Origin of the sequence: Streptomyces sp. LUP47B (assembly GCF_001746295.1) — a bacterium.
In the GTDB taxonomy this organism is placed as follows: Bacteria; Actinomycetota; Actinomycetes; order Streptomycetales; family Streptomycetaceae; genus Streptomyces.
On the sequence record NZ_MJAH01000005.1, the window covers coordinates 95,565 to 112,749 of the forward strand.

The 17,185-nt window shown below is 71.8% G+C and carries 12 protein-coding genes and 1 pseudogene; 7 read left to right on the forward strand and 6 right to left on the reverse strand.

The genetic code is table 11. From position 1 onward, the window contains the following. Positions 1-72 precede the first annotated feature (72 nt). Both BFN33_RS16620 and BFN33_RS16625 read left to right on the forward strand, forming a co-directional pair. The gene (locus BFN33_RS16620) at positions 73-930 is read left to right on the forward strand and encodes a MoxR family ATPase (RefSeq protein WP_069761123.1); all 858 of its coding nucleotides are present in this window, start codon (positions 73-75) and stop codon (positions 928-930) included. After that, the gene (locus BFN33_RS16625) at positions 927-2,273 is read left to right on the forward strand and encodes a VWA domain-containing protein (RefSeq protein ID WP_069760839.1); all 1,347 of its coding nucleotides are present in this window, start codon (positions 927-929) and stop codon (positions 2,271-2,273) included. The genes BFN33_RS16620 and BFN33_RS16625 overlap by 4 nt, the downstream gene beginning before the upstream one ends. 129 nt (positions 2,274-2,402) lie before the next feature. Here BFN33_RS16625 and BFN33_RS16630 read toward each other — a convergent pair whose 3' ends face one another. Next, positions 2,403-3,104, reverse strand: coding sequence for an SDR family oxidoreductase (locus BFN33_RS16630; protein ID WP_069760840.1), 702 nt, complete (start codon positions 3,102-3,104; stop codon positions 2,403-2,405). 169 nt (positions 3,105-3,273) lie between these two features. Here BFN33_RS16630 and BFN33_RS49790 point away from each other — a divergent pair. Beyond that, positions 3,274-3,384 (forward strand): annotated as a pseudogene (locus BFN33_RS49790) (zinc-binding dehydrogenase); the annotation flags it as partial. Positions 3,385-3,411: 27 nt separating this feature from the next. Here BFN33_RS49790 and BFN33_RS16635 read toward each other — a convergent pair. The 3 genes from BFN33_RS16635 to BFN33_RS16645 all read right to left on the reverse strand — a co-directional run bounded on the left by BFN33_RS16635 (position 3,412) and on the right by BFN33_RS16645 (position 5,562). Next, positions 3,412-3,771 carry a cupin domain-containing protein gene (locus BFN33_RS16635; RefSeq protein WP_069760841.1) on the reverse strand — a complete coding sequence of 120 codons (360 nt, stop codon included), beginning with the start codon at positions 3,769-3,771 and terminating at the stop codon, positions 3,412-3,414. A 163-nt stretch (positions 3,772-3,934) separates the two neighbouring features. Beyond that, positions 3,935-4,912 carry a threo-3-hydroxy-L-aspartate ammonia-lyase gene (locus tag BFN33_RS16640; RefSeq protein ID WP_069760842.1) on the reverse strand — a complete coding sequence of 326 codons (978 nt, stop codon included), beginning with the start codon at positions 4,910-4,912 and terminating at the stop codon, positions 3,935-3,937. Further along, the gene (locus BFN33_RS16645; protein ID WP_069760843.1) at positions 4,909-5,562 is read right to left on the reverse strand and encodes a transcriptional regulator; all 654 of its coding nucleotides are present in this window, start codon (positions 5,560-5,562) and stop codon (positions 4,909-4,911) included. The genes BFN33_RS16640 and BFN33_RS16645 overlap by 4 nt, the downstream gene beginning before the upstream one ends. Positions 5,563-5,687: 125 nt before the next feature. Between BFN33_RS16645 and BFN33_RS16650 the strand changes: the two genes are divergently transcribed. The 4 genes from BFN33_RS16650 to BFN33_RS16665 all read left to right on the forward strand — a co-directional run bounded on the left by BFN33_RS16650 (position 5,688) and on the right by BFN33_RS16665 (position 12,206). Continuing rightward, positions 5,688-6,854, forward strand: coding sequence for a sugar MFS transporter (locus BFN33_RS16650; protein WP_069760844.1), 1,167 nt, complete (start codon positions 5,688-5,690; stop codon positions 6,852-6,854). A gap of 29 nt (positions 6,855-6,883) precedes the next feature. After that, positions 6,884-8,641, forward strand: coding sequence for a beta-galactosidase (locus BFN33_RS16655; RefSeq protein WP_069760845.1), 1,758 nt, complete (start codon positions 6,884-6,886; stop codon positions 8,639-8,641). Further along, entirely contained in the window at positions 8,641-11,019 is a 2,379-nt protein-coding gene (locus tag BFN33_RS16660) for a beta-galactosidase (RefSeq protein WP_069760846.1), read from the forward strand. Before BFN33_RS16655 ends, BFN33_RS16660 begins: the two co-directional genes overlap by 1 nt. A 119-nt stretch (positions 11,020-11,138) precedes the next feature. Beyond that, complete coding sequence (locus tag BFN33_RS16665; protein ID WP_069760847.1) at positions 11,139-12,206, forward strand: LacI family DNA-binding transcriptional regulator; 1,068 nt, start codon at positions 11,139-11,141, stop codon at positions 12,204-12,206. Positions 12,207-12,220: 14 nt separating this feature from the next. Here the strand turns inward: BFN33_RS16665 and BFN33_RS16670 are convergent, their stop codons facing one another. Beyond that, entirely contained in the window at positions 12,221-15,166 is a 2,946-nt protein-coding gene (locus BFN33_RS16670; protein WP_256122769.1) for an aminotransferase, read from the reverse strand. Positions 15,167-16,002: 836 nt separating this feature from the next. After that, the gene (locus BFN33_RS16675; RefSeq protein WP_069761124.1) at positions 16,003-17,082 is read right to left on the reverse strand and encodes a YihY/virulence factor BrkB family protein; all 1,080 of its coding nucleotides are present in this window, start codon (positions 17,080-17,082) and stop codon (positions 16,003-16,005) included. Positions 17,083-17,185: the final 103 nt, after the last annotated feature.

Here is a 17,185-nt window from a genome sequence, read left to right on the forward strand (position 1 = left end):
GTGACAGAAGAGGTGAACAAGCGCTTAGATAGTTGACGAACACGAGTTCGCGCCACGCAGGAGGACCCGTTGCTGTTCACATCCGTCGACGACGTCTCCGCACGCCTCGCCGAGACCGGCTACCTCGCCTCGCCCGCGGTCGCGACCACCGTCTTCCTCGCCGACCGCCTCGGCAAGCCGCTCCTGGTCGAGGGCCCAGCCGGGGTCGGAAAGACGGAGCTGGCCAAAGCGGTGGCCGAGGTCGCGCGGGCCCGGCTGGTCCGTTTGCAGTGCTACGAGGGTGTGGACGAGTCCCGGGCGCTGTACGAGTGGAACCACGCCAAGCAGCTCCTGCGGATCAGCGCGGGGCGCGACGAGACCTGGGACGAGGCGCGCACGGACATCTTCAGCGAGGAGTTCCTGCTCTCCCGGCCCCTGCTCACGGCGATCCGCGGCGACGAGCCCACGGTGCTGCTGATCGACGAGACCGACAAGGCGGACGTCGAGGTCGAGGGCCTGCTCCTCGAGGTGCTCAGCGACTTCCAGGTCACGGTCCCCGAGCTCGGCACGATCACCGCGTCCCGCCGTCCCTTCGTCGTCCTCACCTCCAACGCCAGCCGCGAGCTGTCGGAGGCCCTGCGCCGCCGCTGTCTGTTCCTGCACATCGGGTTCCCCGAGGAGGAGCTGGAGCGGCGGATCGTACGGCTGCGGGTGCCGGACCTGGACGAGGCGCTGGCGAGGTCCGTGGTCCGGGTCGTGGGGGCGCTCAGGGCCATGGACCTGCGCAAGGTGCCCTCGGTCGCGGAGACCATCGACTGGGCGCGCACGCTGCTCGCGCTCGGCGCGGACCACCTCGACGAGACGGTCGTACGGGACAGTCTGGGTGTGCTGCTCAAGCATCAGGACGACATCCTCAAGGCGGGGGCCAAGCTCGACCTGGACGCGGTGTGAGCACCGCCGAGCGGCTCACCTCCCTCGTCGGCGCCCTGCGTGCGCACGGCGTCCGCATCGGGACGGGCGAGACCGTGGACGCGGCCCGGGCGGTGGCTGCGCTGGGTCTCGTGGACCGGGAGCTGCTGCGGGAGGGACTGGCGGCGACCCTGCTGCACGGCACGGCCCAGCGGCAGGTGTTCGACCCGGTCTTCGACCTGTACTTCCCCCGGGGCGTCGGCGCCCCCGAAGGGACCGCCGGGGACCGGGACGACCTGCGTGACCGCCTCGCCAAGGCCCTCGCCGCGAACGACGAGGCCCTGATGGCCCGGCTGGCGGTGGAGGCGGTCGACGGGTTCGGCGGATACGGCAACTCGCCCGCGTCGGACGGCTGGTCGTCGTACCAGGTCCTCGACCGGCTGCGCCCGCAGACGCTGCTCGCGCGTGTCCGCGACGACGTCCGGGGCCGGCAGGGCATGTCCGGGTTCACGGACCGGTTGCTGGAGGACGAGCTCCGGCGGCGCATCGAGGCGTTCCGCGCGCTGGTGGCGGCGGAGGCCCGGCGGCGGGTCGCCGAGCGGCGGGGCCGGGACGAGATCGCCCGGCGGGCGGTGGCCCCGACGACGGACCGGGTCGACTTCCTGTTCGCCGGGAAGGACCGGCTGGCCGAACTGCGGCGCACGGTGCAGCCGTTGGCCCGCAAGCTCGCCACCCGGCTCGCGGCCCGTCGGCGCCGTGCCGCGCGAGGCAGTATCGATCTACGGCGGACCCTGCGCGGTTCGTTGTCCACGGGCGGGGTGCCGATGAAACCGGTCCTGCGGCGACGCAGGCCGGCCCGGCCCGAACTGGTGCTGCTGTGCGACGTGTCGGGCTCGGTGTCGGGGTTCTCGGACTTCACGATGCTGCTGGTGCAGGCGCTGCACGATCAGTTCAGCAAGGTGCGGGTGTTCGCCTTCGTCAACCGGCTCGACGAGATCACCCGGCTCCTCGAACACGGCGCGGCCGACCCGGAGGGACTCGGCGCCCGTATCCGGGCCGAGGCCACGCTGACGGGGTGGCACGGCAGCAGCGACTACGGCGTGGCGGTCGGCGAGTTCGCGTCGCGGTACGGCGATGCGCTGAGCCCCCGCACGACGGTGTTCGTGCTCGGTGACGCCCGCACCAACATGAGCGACCCGAACCTGCCCGCCGTACGGGAGATCACCGAACGGGCGCGCCGCGTCTACTGGTTGAACCCGGAGGCGCGTGCGCAGTGGGGGACGGGCGACTCGGCGGCGTACGAGTACGCCGAGTCGGTGGAGATGCACGAGTGCCGCAATGTCCGGCAACTCAGCGCGCTGGTGGGACGACTGCTGCCGATCTGACCCGAGGGCGGTGCCGGCGAACTCACGGCCATGGCCGCGGCCGGCGACACGCCCCCCAGGACCGGCCGCGCCGGGCCCGAGCCCTGCGGCCCGGAAGAAGGCGGGCCGTCCCGCGCACGTGCACGTGGGTCAGGCCGCCAACTGCGGGTACAGCGCCGCGAGATCGGCGGCGAGTCCTGCCTTCACCTGCCGGGTCAGGTCGTCGGCGAGCACCTCGTAGGCGCCGGACTCGATGCCGTCGAGGGCCTGTACGGCCACGCTCTCGGGGGTGACCTTCGGGGCGTCGATCTTCGCGGTCAGGTCCGTGTCGACGTACCCGACATGCAGGCCGGTGACCTCGATGCCGCGCGGCTTCAGCTCCAGGCGCAGGGAGTTGGTCTGCGACCACAGGGCGGCCTTGGACGCGCTGTAGGAGCCGGCGATGCCGAGCCACGACAGCACCGAGTGGACGTTCAGGATGTGGCCGCCGCCGTTGCGCTCGATGATGGGGACGAAGGCCCGGGTGACGAGGAGCGGGCCGTAGAAGTTGGTCTCGAACTCGCGGCGGACGTCCTCCACGGGGGCGTCCAGGAAGCTCGCCTTCACGGACGCGCCGGCGTTGTTGATCAGCAGGGTGACGTCCTGGGCCTGTTCGGCGGCGGCCGCGACGGAGGCCTCGTCACTCACCTCGAGCGCCAGCGGGACGGCGTCGGGGTGCGTGACGGTCCGCGGGTCGCGGGCGGTGGCGTACACCTTCTTCGCGCCGCGCTCGTACAGGGCGGACACCAGGGCCCGGCCGATGCCGCGGCTGCCGCCCGTGACGAGGACGACGGAACCTTCGATGGTGGTCATGCGAGTCTCCAGAAACGTCGAGAAACCGATCGGTTTACCTACGCGGACAGAGTAGACCGATCAGTTTCCGATGGCAAGGCGAGGCCTAGAGGTCGAGCAGCCGGTGCCGGTCGCCGACGAGGTGCTCGTCCGGGTGCACGCGGCCTCGGTGAACGCCTATGACTGGACAGGAAAGATCGCCCCGGCCGTCGAGCGGAACTACCCGCTCAGCGAGGCGGCCGAGGCCATCCGGCATCTGGAGGTGGAGCACGCACGCGCGAAGGTCGTCGTCACGGTGTGAGAGGCGACGGTACGCAACGGGTGTGCCTCACTTGCCCTTCGCGTAGTCCTTCGCCATGTCGCCCGCGAAGTCGTAGACCACGCACTGCTCGTCGCCGACGACCCAGGCGTCGTGCCCGGGTGTCACCACGAAGATGTCGCCGGGGCCCAGTTCGCCCTCGCCGCCTTCGTCCATGGTGATGCGCATGCGGCCCTGGACGACATAGCCGTTGTGGTGGACCTGGCAGCTCTTGGTGCCGGCGATGGGTGCCACGGACTCGGACCAGCGCCAGCCCGGTTCGAAGGTGCCCACGGCGAAGTCCAGCCCGCTCATGTGGACCGCTTCGAGGTGGCCACGCGGGAAATCGCGGCGCTCGTCCGGCTTGTCGAGCGTCTTCACCTCAAACATGACGACTCTCCCTTCCGGCCGTGTTACGGCACGGCCGGGGCCGGTCTCCGTCTCCCGCCCTTCCCGGGCGGCGCCGGCGGCGGCCCAGCCCCACCACTCCATCGTCCGCCTGTCCAGTGCGGCCTGCCATTCGAGTGAGGACGCCCCAAAAGACCTCGCCCGCTCACGCGCCGCCCGCGCAGAGCCGCGCGAAGCGCTCCGCGTCGACATTTCCGCCGGAGACGATCACACCGATCCGGTCCGGGAGGGCGCTCATCCGGCCGCTGAGCAGGGCGGCCAGCGGGGTGGCGCCGCTCGGCTCGACGACGATCTTCAACCGCTCGAAGGCGAACCGCATGGCGCCGCGGATCTCGTCGTCGGAGACCAGCACGATCTCGTCGACCAGCCGTCGGTTGACCGAGAAGGTCAGCTCGCCCGGTGTGTGCAGGGCCTGTCCGTCGGCGATGGTCTTCGGTACCGCGATGCTGACACGCCGCCCCGCCTCCAGGGACCGCTTGGTGTCGTCGCCGGCCTCCGGTTCCACGCCGACCATGCGGATCCCCGGGTGCAGCCCCTTGGCGGCGGTCGCGCTCCCCGCCATCAGTCCGCCACCACCGATCGGCGTGAGCAGCGCGCCCAACTCGCCCGTCTCCTCCAGGAGTTCGAGGGCGGCCGTGCCCTGTCCCGCCATCACGTGCGGGTGTTCGTACGGGGGGATGAGTGCCAGGCCCCGCTCGGCTCCCAGGGCCTCGGCGATGGCCTCGCGGTCGCCGGTGTAGCGGTCGTACGTGACGACCTCGGCGCCGTAGCCCTCGGTGGCCGCCCGCTTGGAGGGTGGGGCGTCCTCGGGCATGACGATCACCGCGGTGGTGCCGAGCTCGCGGGCGGCCAGGGCGACGGCCTGGGCGTGGTTCCCCGAGGAGTAGGCGGCGATGCCCCGGGCCAGTTGCTCCGGGGTCAGCCGGGAGGCCGCGTTGTAGGCGCCGCGGAACTTGAAGGCGCCGACCCGCTGGAAGTTCTCGCACTTGAGGGAGACCTCGGCGCCGACCAGCGCGTCGAGGGTCCGTGAGCGCAGCACCGGTGTGCGGTGTGCGACGCCTTTGAGCCGGGTTGCCGCGTCCCGGACGTCGTCCAGGGTGACCGGCGGGGTGGTGGTCGTCACGAGTGCCCTCCAGTGTTCGCCTGTTTCCGGGACTGGGAGAGGTAGCTGTAGGCGGAGGCGCGCGAGATCCCGAGCCGTCCGGCCACCTGCTCGATCGCCCGCCGCACCGCGAACACGCCCCGTTCGTCCAGGCTGCGGAACAGGTCCAGGCGTCCGGTGCGGTCGAGCAGCGCCCACGACTGATGCCGGTGCGCGTCGAGCATGACGTCGACGACGGAGTCGATGTCGTCGCCGAAGGTGGTGACGGGAGGCTCCTCGGGCGCCGCGCCGATCCCGGCCAGGGCTCCCAGCAGGGCGTGGACCTCGCTCGCCGCGGTGACGTCGACATTGACGCACAACGCGCCGAAGACCGCGCCCGAGGAGTCCCGCAGCAGCATCGTCGACGACTTGACCAGCTTGCCGGCGTCGGTCCGGGTGACGTAGTTCAGCTCGTCGGCCGCCTCGTCGCCACGGGCGACCATGCGCATGCCGATCTCACTCATGGCCCCGCCGACCTTGCGCCCGGTCACCGAGCCGGCGATGGCCACCACGGAGTTCTCCGGTCTGCGGTAGTCGTGCAGCACGACCTCGCACACCGGCCCGAAGGTCGCCGCGATCCCGTCGACGACCGACGTGAGCGCGGCGATGATCGCGTCCCGCTCGGCCTCCATCGCGTCCTCCCACCTCCGACACTAGACTAGCAGTCCAGGCACTGGACCACCAGTCCAACCCATCTCCGCTCTCCATTCGTCCGGGGATCTTGACGGTCTGCATGTTACCGGTAACATCGGTGTCCATGTCCTCCACACTGGCGCCCGCGCGCGCTCCGGTCTTCAGCCCGGCCGCCGTGGTCGCCTCCTGCGTCGGCTTCGTGCTCATCGGCGCGCTCCAGGCGCTGTACGGCCCGGCGATCCCCGCGTTCCGCGAGGAGTTCGGGCTGTCTCCCTCGGGAGCCGGACTCGGTCTCAGCGCCCATTTCGTCGGCGGGGTCGCCGGGGTCCTGCTGTTCGACCGGCTCTTCGGCCGGATCGGCAACCGGCGGATCCTGGGCGCCTCGTACCTGCTGATGGCACTCGGCGCGGCGGGTTTCGCACTCGCGCCGAACTGGCCCACCGCCCTGGCCGCCGCGCTGCTCGCCGGTCTCGGCTTCGGCGGCATCGACTACGGCCTGAACCAGCTGTTCGCGGTCGGCTTCGGCCACCGTTCCACCGCGATGCTGAACATTCTCAACGCGCACTTCGGCGTGGGCGCGATCCTCGGCCCGGTACTGATCGGCGTGGTGGGTGCCGGTCACTATCCGGCGGTCTTCCTCGGCTTCGCGCTCGTCAACCTGCCGTTGCTGCTGTGCCTGAAGGGCGTACGGAACCGGGCGCCCCAGCCGTCCGGCACCGCTCCCGACTCCCCCGGCGCTCTCGGCCGCAGCCTGGCCTCGGTGCTCTGCGTGTTCGTCGCCCTCTACGTCCTGCACGTGGGCATCGAGGCCGGTGTCGGCGGCTGGGAGCCCACCCATCTGCAGACCGTGGGATACGGCGCCGGGGTGGCCGCGACCGCCACCTCCGTCTACTGGCTGATGATGACGGTGGGCCGCTTCCTGGTCGCCCCCATCGCGCTGCGGTTCTCGGCGCAGGCCATCATCACCGTGTCCTGCGCGGGTATGACGGTCTGCCTTCTGCTCGCGTCCGTACGGGGGTTGGCGCCGTACGCGTATGCCGGTGTGGGTCTGTTCATCGCGCCGATCTTCCCCACCGGTCTGCCCTGGCTGCACCGGGCCACCCCCGGCGCCCGACGCGCCGGCGCGCTGGTCATCGCCGCCTCGATGATCGGCGGTGTGGCGGCCGGCCCGGCGCTGGGCAAGGCCATCGAATGGTCCGGCATCCGGGCCGTTCCGCTGCTGCTGAGCGGTGTCTCCGCGCTGTGTCTCGCCGCCACGCTCTGGCTCGTCCGCACCACCCGGACCCGCTGAACTCCCGCTGACTCGAAGGGATGCCCCGCATGCCCGCTCTGACGACGTCCTCCAACGGTTTCCTCCTGCACGGCGAGCCGTTCCGGATCATCTCCGGGGCCATGCACTACTTCCGGATCCATCCCGACCAGTGGGCCGACCGGCTGCGCAAGGCCCGTCTGATGGGTCTCAACACGATCGAGACGTATCTGCCGTGGAACCTCCACGAGCCCGAACCCGGCACCCTGGTCCTGGACGGCTTCCTCGATCTGCCCCGCTGGCTGCGCCTAGCCCAGGAGGAGGGTCTGCAGGTCCTGCTGCGCCCGGGGCCGTTCATCTGCGCCGAGTGGGACGACGGCGGTCTGCCCGCCTGGCTGCTCGCGGACCCCGGTATCCGGCTGCGCAGCAGCGACCCCCGTTTCACAGCGGCGTTCGACGGCTACCTCGACCAACTGCTGCCCGCGCTAAGGCCGTTCATGGCCGCGCACGGCGGCCCGGTGATCGCCGTACAGGTGGAGAACGAGTACGGGGCGTACGGCGACGACACCGCGTATCTCAAGCATGTCCACGAGGCCCTGCGCGAGCGCGGTGTCGAGGAGCTGCTGTACACCTGCGACCAGGCCAACGCCAAGCACCTGGCGGCCGGCACTCTCCCGGGCACGCTCGCCACGGTCACCTTCGGCAGCCGGGTCGAGGAGCACCTGGCCGCGCTCCGCGCCCACCAGCCCCAAGGCCCGCTGATGTGCTCGGAGTTCTGGATCGGCTGGTTCGACCACTGGGGCGGTCCGCACCATGTACGGCCGGCGGCCGACGCCGCGGCCGACCTGGACCGGCTGCTGGCGGCGGGGGCCTCGGTCAACATCTACATGTTCCACGGCGGCACCAACTTCGGCTTCACCAACGGCGCCAACCACAAACACGCCTACCAGCCCACCGTCACGTCCTACGACTACGACGCCCCGCTCACCGAGAGCGGTGACCCCGGTCCCAAGTACCACGCGTTCCGCGAGGTGATCGCCCGGCACACGGCCACGCCCGAGGAGCCCGCGCCCTCACCCGCCCCCAAACTCCCGGTCACCGACGTGTACTTGGATCACCGGGCGCCGCTGCTGCCGTACGTCCGCGGGCTGTCGTCGACGAGTACCGAGGCGCCGGTGACGATGAACGAACTGGGTGTGCACACCGGTTACGTGCTCTACCGCACCGCGCTTCCCGGCTCGGGCGACGGTCTGCTGCACTTCCCGGGCGGGGTCGGCGACCGCGCGCAGGTCTTCGTGGACGGCGCCTGCGTCGGCGTACTGGAGCGGGAACGGCACGACGAGACGCTGTCCGTGCGGGTGCCGCACGCCGGTGCCGTCCTCGAAGTCCTCGTGGAGAACATGGGCGGCGTCAACTACGGGCCGCGCATCGGGGCACCCAAGGGGCTGCTCGGCCCGGTGTCCTTCCGAGGCGCCGCACTGGACGGCTGGGAGTGCCGGGCCGTGCCCCTGGACGACCTGGCCGCCGTGCCGTTCGGCGCGTCCGAGGCGACCACGGACGCCGTACCCGCCTTCCACCGGGGCACCTTCGAGGTGGACACCCCGGCCGACACCTTCCTCGCCCTGCCCGGCTGGACCAAGGGCCAGGCCTGGGTCAACGGGTTCCATCTCGGCCGCTACTGGAACCGGGGCCCCCAGCACACCCTGTACGTGCCCGCGCCCGTCCTGCGCCCCGGCACCAACGAACTGGTCCTGCTGGAGCTGCACGCCACCACCGGCACCCACGCCCAGCTCACCGGCACGCCCGACCTCGGACCGGAGATCGACTGATGGCCCACCACCTGCGCGTCCCCTCCCCCGCCGGGCCTCCGCCGACCGGGCACCTGCCCTTCGCGGACGCCCCGGGGGTGCCCGACCCGATCGAGGTGACCAGCCGTTGGCTCACCCGTGGCGGCCGGCCCTGGTTCCCGGTCTCCGGTGAGTTCCACTACTCCCGCTACCCCGCCGCGGAGTGGGAGGAGGAGCTGCTGAAGATGAAGGCGGGCGGTGTCACCGCCGTCGCCAGTTACCTCATCTGGATCCACCACGAGGAGATCGAGGGCCGCGTCCGCTTCGACGGCGACCGTGACCTGCGCCGCTTCGCCGAGCTGTGCGCCCGCCACGACCTGGACTTCATCCCCCGCGTCGGCCCCTGGTCGCACGCGGAGGTCCGTAACGGCGGCCTGCCCGACTGGGTCCTGGCCCGCGACTGCGCCCCCCGCACCGACGACCCGGTGTACCTGGACGCCGTAGGCCCCTGGTTCGCGGCGATCGCCGAGCAGTTGAGCGGTCTCGACCGGGCCCACGGCGGCCCGATCGTGGCGATCCAGATCGAGAACGAGCTCTACGACCAGCCCGGCCACCTGCTGACGCTGAAGCGGCTGGCCCAGGAGGCCGGCCTGAGCGCACCCCTGTGGACGTCGACCGCCTGGGGCGGTGTCCGACTCCCGCCGGACGAACTGCTTCCGCTCTACGGCGGCTACACCGAGGCCTTCTGGACCGAGGCCGACGGCGGCTGGCCCGACACCTGCCGCAAGCACTTCTTCTTCACCCACCAGCGCGACGACGAGGGCATCGGATCCGACCTGCGCCCGGTCAGTGTGCGGGGCAGCGAGCCCGACGCCTTCGCGGACCGATTTCCCTGGGCCACCTGCGAGTTGGGCGGCGGCATGGCCGTGTCGTACCACCGTCGGCCCTACGTCGATCCCGACGACATCGGCGCACTCGGCCTCACCAAGATCGGCTGCGGCTCGGTCTGGCAGGGCTACTACATGTTCCACGGCGGCACCAACCCCGCGGGTGAGCTCAGCACCCTTCAGGAGTCGCACGTCACCGGCTATCCGAACGACCTGCCCGTCCTGACGTACGACTTCCAGGCACCGCTCGGCGAGTACGGCCAGTATCGGCGGACCTACCACGAACTCCGGCTCCAGCACCTTATGTTGGCCGACTTCGGGCACCTGATCGCCCCCATGGAGTCGGCGCTGCCCGAGCGGCGGCCGGAGGGGCAGTTCGACCGGGACACCCTGCGCTGGGCGGTGCGCGGTGACGGCGCCTCGGGCTTCCTGTTCGTCAACAACCACCAGCCGCACGAACAGCTCCCGGAGCACCCGGAGACGTCGTTCACGGTCGAATTCCCTTCCAGCCGCGGCGAATTGACCCTGCCCAGCGTGCCTGTCACGGTTCCGAGCGGCGCGTACTTCTGCTGGCCGCTGCGTCTCGAGGTGGCCGGTCTGCGGCTGGAGTGGGCCACCGCCCAGCCGGTGTGCACGGTCGACGTCGACGGCCGTACGGTCCTGGTGCTGGCCGCTACGGACGGCATCGCGCCCGAACTCGCCCTGGACACCGCCACGGTGTCGGCTCTGCGCACGCCCACCGGCGACGTCACCCCGGTCGGCGACCGGCTGCTGGTGACCGGGCTGCGTCCCGGCACCGACGCCCTGGTGGAGGTGGACACCGCCGACGGCCGGCGGGTCGGCCTGCTGGTGCTGGACGCGGCGACGGCTCGAACCGCCTACCGGGGCGAGGCCTGGGGTGCCGAGCGGCTGGTGCTGTGCGGTGACGGTGTGGTCTTCGACCGGGACGAGGTACGGCTGCACGGTTCGGGGACGGCGACGTCGTTCGCCGTGCTGCCCGCACCCGAGCGGGCGCCCGTGGTGGACGGGGTGACGGCGGAGGCGGTCGTGGACGGGGTGTTCACCCGTTACGCGGTCCCAAAGGCGCCGGCGGGCGAGAGCTCCGCCGCGGAGGTCACCCTCGTCCGGGCCGCCGGGCCCGCCCCCGAGACCGTCACCGGGGTCCAGGGCCGGGCGAGCGCTCCCGCCGACAAGTACTTCGACACCGTGGCCGCCGAGTACCGCGTCGAGGTGCCGGACGCACTGCCGCCCGGGACACTGCTGCGGCTGCACTGGAGCGGGGACGTGGGGCGGGCGTACGTGGGGGACACGCTCGTCGCCGACCAGTTCTGCTCGGGAGGGGTCTGGGACATCGGCCTGGACCGGCTGCCCGCCGACGCCCTGCGGGCCGAGGGTCTGCGACTGCGGGTGCTGCCCCTGCACGCCGGGGCGCCGGTACATCTGCCGGAGCAGGCGCGCGGTGAGCGGGAGACGGCCGCCGTCACCCACGCCGAGTGGATCACCAGGCACACCTGGTCGGTCCGGGCGGGCTGACCTGCCCCGGAGCCCGGTGCCGCCCCCCGGATCCCCGGGACCGGCCCGCCTATGCTGTGCTCCCGGGGCGGGCCGGGACCGCCGTGCCACCGCCACCACACGTCGAGGAAACCGCCACCATGACCCCAAGCGCCGCCGAGGGAGCCGTCCCGAAGGGGCGCAGCCGACGCAACTTCGCCGGCTCGCGCCCGGTGATGGACGACGTGGCCCGGCTGGCCGGTGTCTCCAAGCAGACCGTCTCCCGTGTGCTCAACGAGCATCCGTCCGTCCGCCCCGAGACCCGCGAGGCGGTCCTGACGGCCATGCGGACCCTCGGCTACCGGCCCAGCCGCAGCGCCCGGTCGCTGGCCAGCGGGCGGACCCGGATGCTCGGGGTCATCACCTTCGACGCGGCGCGCTACGGACCGTCCGCGATCCTGACCGCGATCAACACCGCCGCCCAGGAGGCCGGTTACCTGCTCAGCTCCATCTCCCTGGACACGGCCGAGCACGACACGGTCGTCGAGGCCGTCGACCGGCTCTCGGCCGAGGGCGCGGACGGTGTGATCGCCATCGCCCCGCAGCTGTGGGTGGGCCATGCTCTGGCGGACACCCGGTTCGACACCCCGCTGGTGGTGCTGGAGAACGGCTTCGACCCGGAGACCGAGCGGCTCACCGGCGACTCCCGCAAGGGCGCCCGCAAGGCCACCGAGCATCTGCTGGGGCTCGGCCACCCGACCGTCTGGCACATCGCGGGGCCGAGCGGCTGGACCTCCGCGGATCACCGGCTGGCGAGCTGGCGCTCCACTCTGGAGGCGGCCGGGGCGCGGATCCCCGAGCCGTTGTTCGGCGACTGGAGCGCCGACTCCGGCTACCACCTGGGGCGCCGGCTGGCCCGGCGTACGGACGTCACCGCGGTGTTCGTGTCCAACGACCAGATGGCCCTCGGCGTCCTGCACGCCTTCCACGAGGCGGGCCGCTCGGTGCCGGGCGAGATCAGCGTGGTGGGCTACGACGACATCCCCGAGGCCGCGCATCTGCTGCCGCCGCTGACCACCGTGCGCACCGACTTCGCGGAGATCGGCACCCGGTCCCTGCGGCTCCTGCTGAGCCGGATCGACGACTCGGTGAAACCGCCGCACCCCGAGTCACTCGTCCCCGTCGACCTGGTGATCCGCGCGAGCAGCGGGGCGGTGCCGGGGCGCTGACGGCCGCGACGCTCTCACCAGCCGTTGGTCAGTACGTCGTCCAGTGCGGCGGCGAACACGTCGGCGCTGTGCCGGGTCAGGCACATCGGCGGCTTGATCTTCAGTACGCACTGCCGGTCCGAGGTCGGCTGGACGATCACGCCGAGCTCGCGCAACCGGCCGCAGATCGCCGCCGTCTCCTCGGTCGCCGGCTCCAGGGTCTGACGGTCCCGGACGAACTCGACGCCCAGATAAAGCCCCGAACCGTGCACCGCACCGATCAGGGGATGCCGGGCGGCGAGTTCCTCCAGCCGCTGCCTCAAGTACCCGCCCACTTCTAGGGCGTTGTCCTGGAGCCGCTCGTCCCGCAGCACGTCGAGCACGGTGAGTCCGACCACGCTGCTGACCGGGCTGCCCCCGGCCGAGGAGAAGAAGTAGCCCTGGGTGCGGTAGGCGTCGGCGATCTCCCGCCGGGTGATGACGGCGCCCAGCGGATGCCCGTTGCCCATCGCCTTGGCCACGGTCACGATGTCCGGTACGACGCCCTGCTGCTCGAACCCCCAGAAGTGGGTGCCGAGTCGGCCGTAGCCGACCTGCACCTCGTCCGCGATGCACAGTCCGCCGACGGCGCGCGTGGCGTCGTAGACCTGCCGGAGGTAGCCGTCCGGAAGGGGGATGCCGCCCGCGTTGCCGTAGAAGGGCTCGCCGATGAAGGCGGCGGGTGGGTGGCCCTGTTCGGCGAGTTCGGTGATCCGGGCGGCGGCCTCGGGCCCGTACCGTCGCGCCTCGGCACCCCGCCGGCGGCCCCGGTAGGAGTTGGGGGCGGCCACAGTATGCACCCAACTCGGGCGTGAGGACAGGGCGTTCGGGTTGTCCGCGATCGAGGTGGAGACCGCGTCACTGGCGTACGTCCACCCGTGGTACGCCTCCTCGACCGCGACCGTGTCCTGCCGTCCGGTCGCTGCCCAGGCCAGGCGCAGGGCGAGGTCCACGGCCTCGGAGCCGCTGTTGACGAGGAAGACGGTGTCCAGTTCCTCGGGCAGGAGCGCGGTGAGCCGCTCGGAGAGTTCCACGACCGAGCCGTAGTGGAAACGGGAGTTGGTGTTCAGGCGCCGCCACTGCCGGTGCACGGCGTCGCTCAGCGCGGGGTGGCCGTGGCCGAGGACGGTCACGTTGTTGAGCATGTCGAGATAGCCGCGGCCCTGGGCGTCGACGAGGTGGTGGCGCCAGCCGCGTTCGATGCGGGGCGGGTCGTCGTAGTAGTGCTCCTGCACGGCGGCGAAGGCGCGGTCGCGGCGGGCGAGGAGGTCCCTGTCGGCGGACGGCTCCAGCGGGTCCCGGCCGGTGATCAGCAGGGTCGGATCGGGACTGACCGCCAGCCAGCCGGCGGCCAGGTCGGGGGTGGCGAAACGGGGTGGGTGCCGGTCGGCCAGGGTGGACAGCTGGAGGCCGAGGGTGTGCCTGCCGTCCCGTTCGGCGACTGTGCCGAGGGGCTGTCCGGCTTCGACGGGACCGGATGCGGCCGGGCTGGCGACCCCGTACAGCCGCAGGACCGGACCCTCGCCGCGCAGGTCGAGCGTGCCGTCGTGGTGCCGGGTGAGTGTGCCCGCCCAGGGCGCGTGCACCGTCAAGGGCTCCGCGAGGTGCAGGTCCACGCCGAGGGCGCAGGTCGCCGGGGCCTGCGCGGTGTCGATCGTGGTGCGGGTCAGGCGGAACTCGCCGTGCCGGGTGCGTGCCGCCGCCAGGCCGGACGCCTGGGCCGCTTCGGCGTCGGCCTCCAGCCACCGGCCCGTGTGCAGGTCGTCGCTCTGCGCCGAAAGGTCGAGTGCCGGTACGTCGTCGGGCAGATCCGGCAGCATGCGGTGCGTGGCCACGACGGCGACCGGGGGCTGGGGGCGGCCGAGTGTCTCCCTCAGCTGGGCCGTCATCACCTCGGCAGGGACGGAGACGGCCGACTCGAACATGGCCCACTCCCGGTCCAGGGCGGCGGACGCGTAGCCGTTGCCGGGGTCCTGGAGGACGTCGTACTGCCCACTGACCACCATGACGGCCGCCCGCAGCACGACGAGGGGCCACAGCGCGGCCACCTCCCCGTCGGCGAGCGGGCGTACGGCGTCGAAGGCGCGGACGGCGGGCAGTACGGAGGCGGGTCCGGACCCGTGGTGATGCAGGACGGAGGTGCAGGTGACCGCCAGTTCCGCCACGGTCCAGCCGGTGCCGAGGTCCCCGAAGTCGATCACCCCGACGGGCATCCGCCGACCGTCCCTCGCCGTCTCGCAGACGACGTTGTTGTCGGTGATGTCGCCGTGCACGAACTGGACCGGCAGGTCCTTCGCGTGGGGCTCCACGAGGGCGTGCGCGATCCGGGCGGCGCGCAGCACCCGGTCGGCGCGGGTCCGGTCGGGCCAGTGCGGGGCGAGGGTCTCGATCACTTCGAGGGCGTTGCGCAGGTCCCACGGCCGGAAGCGGTCGGTCTCGGGTGCGGTGAAGTCGGCGAGGGCCGCGGCGATCTGCCCGGCGAGTTCGCCGAGGCGGGCGACGACGGCGGGGGCGAGGTAGCGACTGTCCATGATCGGCTCACCCGGCACGAAGTCCAGCAGCCGACAGGAGAGTGCCGCTCCGTCCACGAGAAAGGGCTGCACCACGTCACCGTCGGTGCCGGGGCGTGCCCGGGGCAGTCGGAGACCGGGCAGCGCGCGGGCCAGGTGTTCCACGGCGTCACACTGGGACCTCAGCTCGGCCGTCTGCGTGGCGGGGTTGGCGACCTTGAGGACGTACTCCCCCGCCGCGCCGCGCACCCCGTAGTTGCGGTCCTGCTGGCTGCCGAGGTTCCGCACGGTGGTGCCCCGTACCCCGAACCGGGTCGCCAGCACGGCCGACGCGCCGGCTTCGTCGATCGGCGCGACGGGACGCACCAACCAGTCCGTGGACGGCAGGCCCATGGGTCGCTCCGCTTCCGCGGCGAGGGGCCGCTCGTTCACCGATGCCGAAACGTTCCGGCAGATCTTGTGACGACGGTAGGGCGATCCGTGTTTTCCGGTCAACGTCCCCGATCAGCAGGATTGCCCCGTGGGATACGGGTTACCTGCACGGTGGGTCCCTGGGGAGCCGCGGCGGCGGTCCCGAGTGGCTTGTCCCGTGTGTGTCCGCGGTGTGGGGCTGCGGTCACACAGCTGCGTCGGCCCGCTCGGCAGGTTCGAGCGGGCCGACCGTCGCATTGGCCCCACCCGCATGTCTGCCGGGCCGTCGAGTTCTGGGGCCGGGGCCGGTCGCGCAGCGGCCAGGCTGACGGCCGCACCGTCGGCGACATCACTGGGTTGGTGGGCGCCCTGCACCCCTTTACAGCCACCAGGGCGGTCGGCACCGCGCGCAACGCGCCCGCGGCCGGCCAGGTGGGGGCGGCGGTGAAGGCGACCGCAGCCGCCGTGTGCCCGGAGGGGAACGAGGACGAGTCGGGGCGGTCGGCGACCTCATCGTGCGGGATCCGGTCCGCGGGCCTGGGCCGGTCAGCGAGTTGCTCGCAGGGCCGTTGGACGCCGGTTGGGCGACCAGTCCGGCGGCCGCCGCGCCCGCGGCCCCTCCACCCGCCCCACCCCGCCATCGCGGCGGCGGCACCGCACCACGGCTGGCTGCTCTCCTCGGACTCCACCGCACCACGGCTGGCTGCTCTCCTCGGACTCCACCGCACCACGGCTGGCTGCTCTCCTCGGACTCCTCCACCGCCGACGGCGCCCCGGCCACGTCCGGCGGTCATGAGGTTGCCGACGGACTTGCCGGCTTCCCGGGTCCCGCCGGTCTCGCAGTCCGGGTCAGCCCGTCACCCGCTGTGCGCCGGTCCCGAGCCGTCCAGTCGGCGCAGGTCCTGCTCGTCCCACGTCCTGGTGTCACGCGGCTCCGTGTAGGGCTCCTTGTCGGGCGGCAGGCCGCCGGCGATCGCCCGCTGCCGGACGGTCTCGGCGTCGAACTCCAGACCCAGGAGAATCGCCAGGTTGCTGATCCACAGCCAGACCAGGAAGACGATGACACCGGCCATGGTGCCGTAGGTCTTGTTGTACGAGGCGAAGTTGGCGACGTAGAACGCGAATCCGGCGGACGCGAGCAGCCAGATGACCAGGGCGAGGAAGCTGCCCGGTGTGATCCACCGGAACCCCTTCACCTTGGCGTTCGGCGTGCCCCAGTACAGGAGCGCGATCATGACCGTGACCAGGACCACCAGGACGGGCCACTTGGCGATCGACCACACCGTCAGGGCGGTGTCGCCGATCCCGATCGCCGTGCCCGCCTTGCGGGCCAGAGCGCCGGTGAAGACCACGATCAGGGCGCTGATGACGGCGAGCACCATCAGGACGACCGTCAGGCCGACCCGCACCGGAAGGATCTTCCAGATCGGGCGGCCCTCCGGCATGTCGTAGACCCGGTTGGCCGCGCGGATGAACGCGGCCACGTACCCGGACGCCGACCACACCGCCAGCACGATGCCGACGATCGCCATGAGCGATCCGACGCCCGCTTTGTTCTGCAGCTGCTCGACGGCCCCAGTGATGATGTCGCGGGCGGAACCCGGAGTGAACTGCTTGAGATTGCGCAGCACCGTGTCCGTGGCGGACTTGCCGGTCAGGCCGAGCATCGACACCAGGACCAGCAGGGCCGGGAAGAGTGACAACAGGCCGTAGTACGTCAGCGCGGCGGCCCGGTCGGTCAGCTCGTCGTCCTTGAACTCCCGCAGGCTGCCCCGCAGCACCGCCCCCCAGGCCGGCTTCGGCAGTTGCGAGGGCGTGTCCGGCGCACGCCGCTCCACGGCGGGCCCGGGGCCCACCTCCTCGGCCGGCGGGACCTCGCGTTCCGCAGCCTCGTCGCTGCCGTGGTGCTCTTTGTGTCCGGGAAGATGCAGCTTCATGCCCGGCGAGTACCCGCGGACGGCCATCCAATCAGAACAGCCGACCGACGAACTCTCCTTCCATCAAACCTTACTTCATCCCTTGACGTAAGTGGTCCATACC

Bases quoted from the DNA above. Each gene is read 5' to 3' on its own strand.
- BFN33_RS16630 (WP_069760840.1), bottom strand. From the start codon at position 3,104: ATGACCACCATCGAAGGTTCCGTCGTCCTCGTCACGGGCGGCAGCCGC.
- BFN33_RS16635 (WP_069760841.1), bottom strand. From the start codon at position 3,771: ATGTTTGAGGTGAAGACGCTCGACAAGCCGGACGAGCGCCGCGATTTC.
- BFN33_RS16645 (WP_069760843.1), bottom strand. From the start codon at position 5,562: ATGGAGGCCGAGCGGGACGCGATCATCGCCGCGCTCACGTCGGTCGTC.
- BFN33_RS16650 (WP_069760844.1), top strand. From the start codon at position 5,688: ATGTCCTCCACACTGGCGCCCGCGCGCGCTCCGGTCTTCAGCCCGGCC.
- BFN33_RS16655 (WP_069760845.1), top strand. From the start codon at position 6,884: ATGCCCGCTCTGACGACGTCCTCCAACGGTTTCCTCCTGCACGGCGAG.
- BFN33_RS16660 (WP_069760846.1), top strand. From the start codon at position 8,641: ATGGCCCACCACCTGCGCGTCCCCTCCCCCGCCGGGCCTCCGCCGACC.
- BFN33_RS16665 (WP_069760847.1), top strand. From the start codon at position 11,139: ATGACCCCAAGCGCCGCCGAGGGAGCCGTCCCGAAGGGGCGCAGCCGA.
- BFN33_RS16675 (WP_069761124.1), bottom strand. From the start codon at position 17,082: ATGAAGCTGCATCTTCCCGGACACAAAGAGCACCACGGCAGCGACGAG.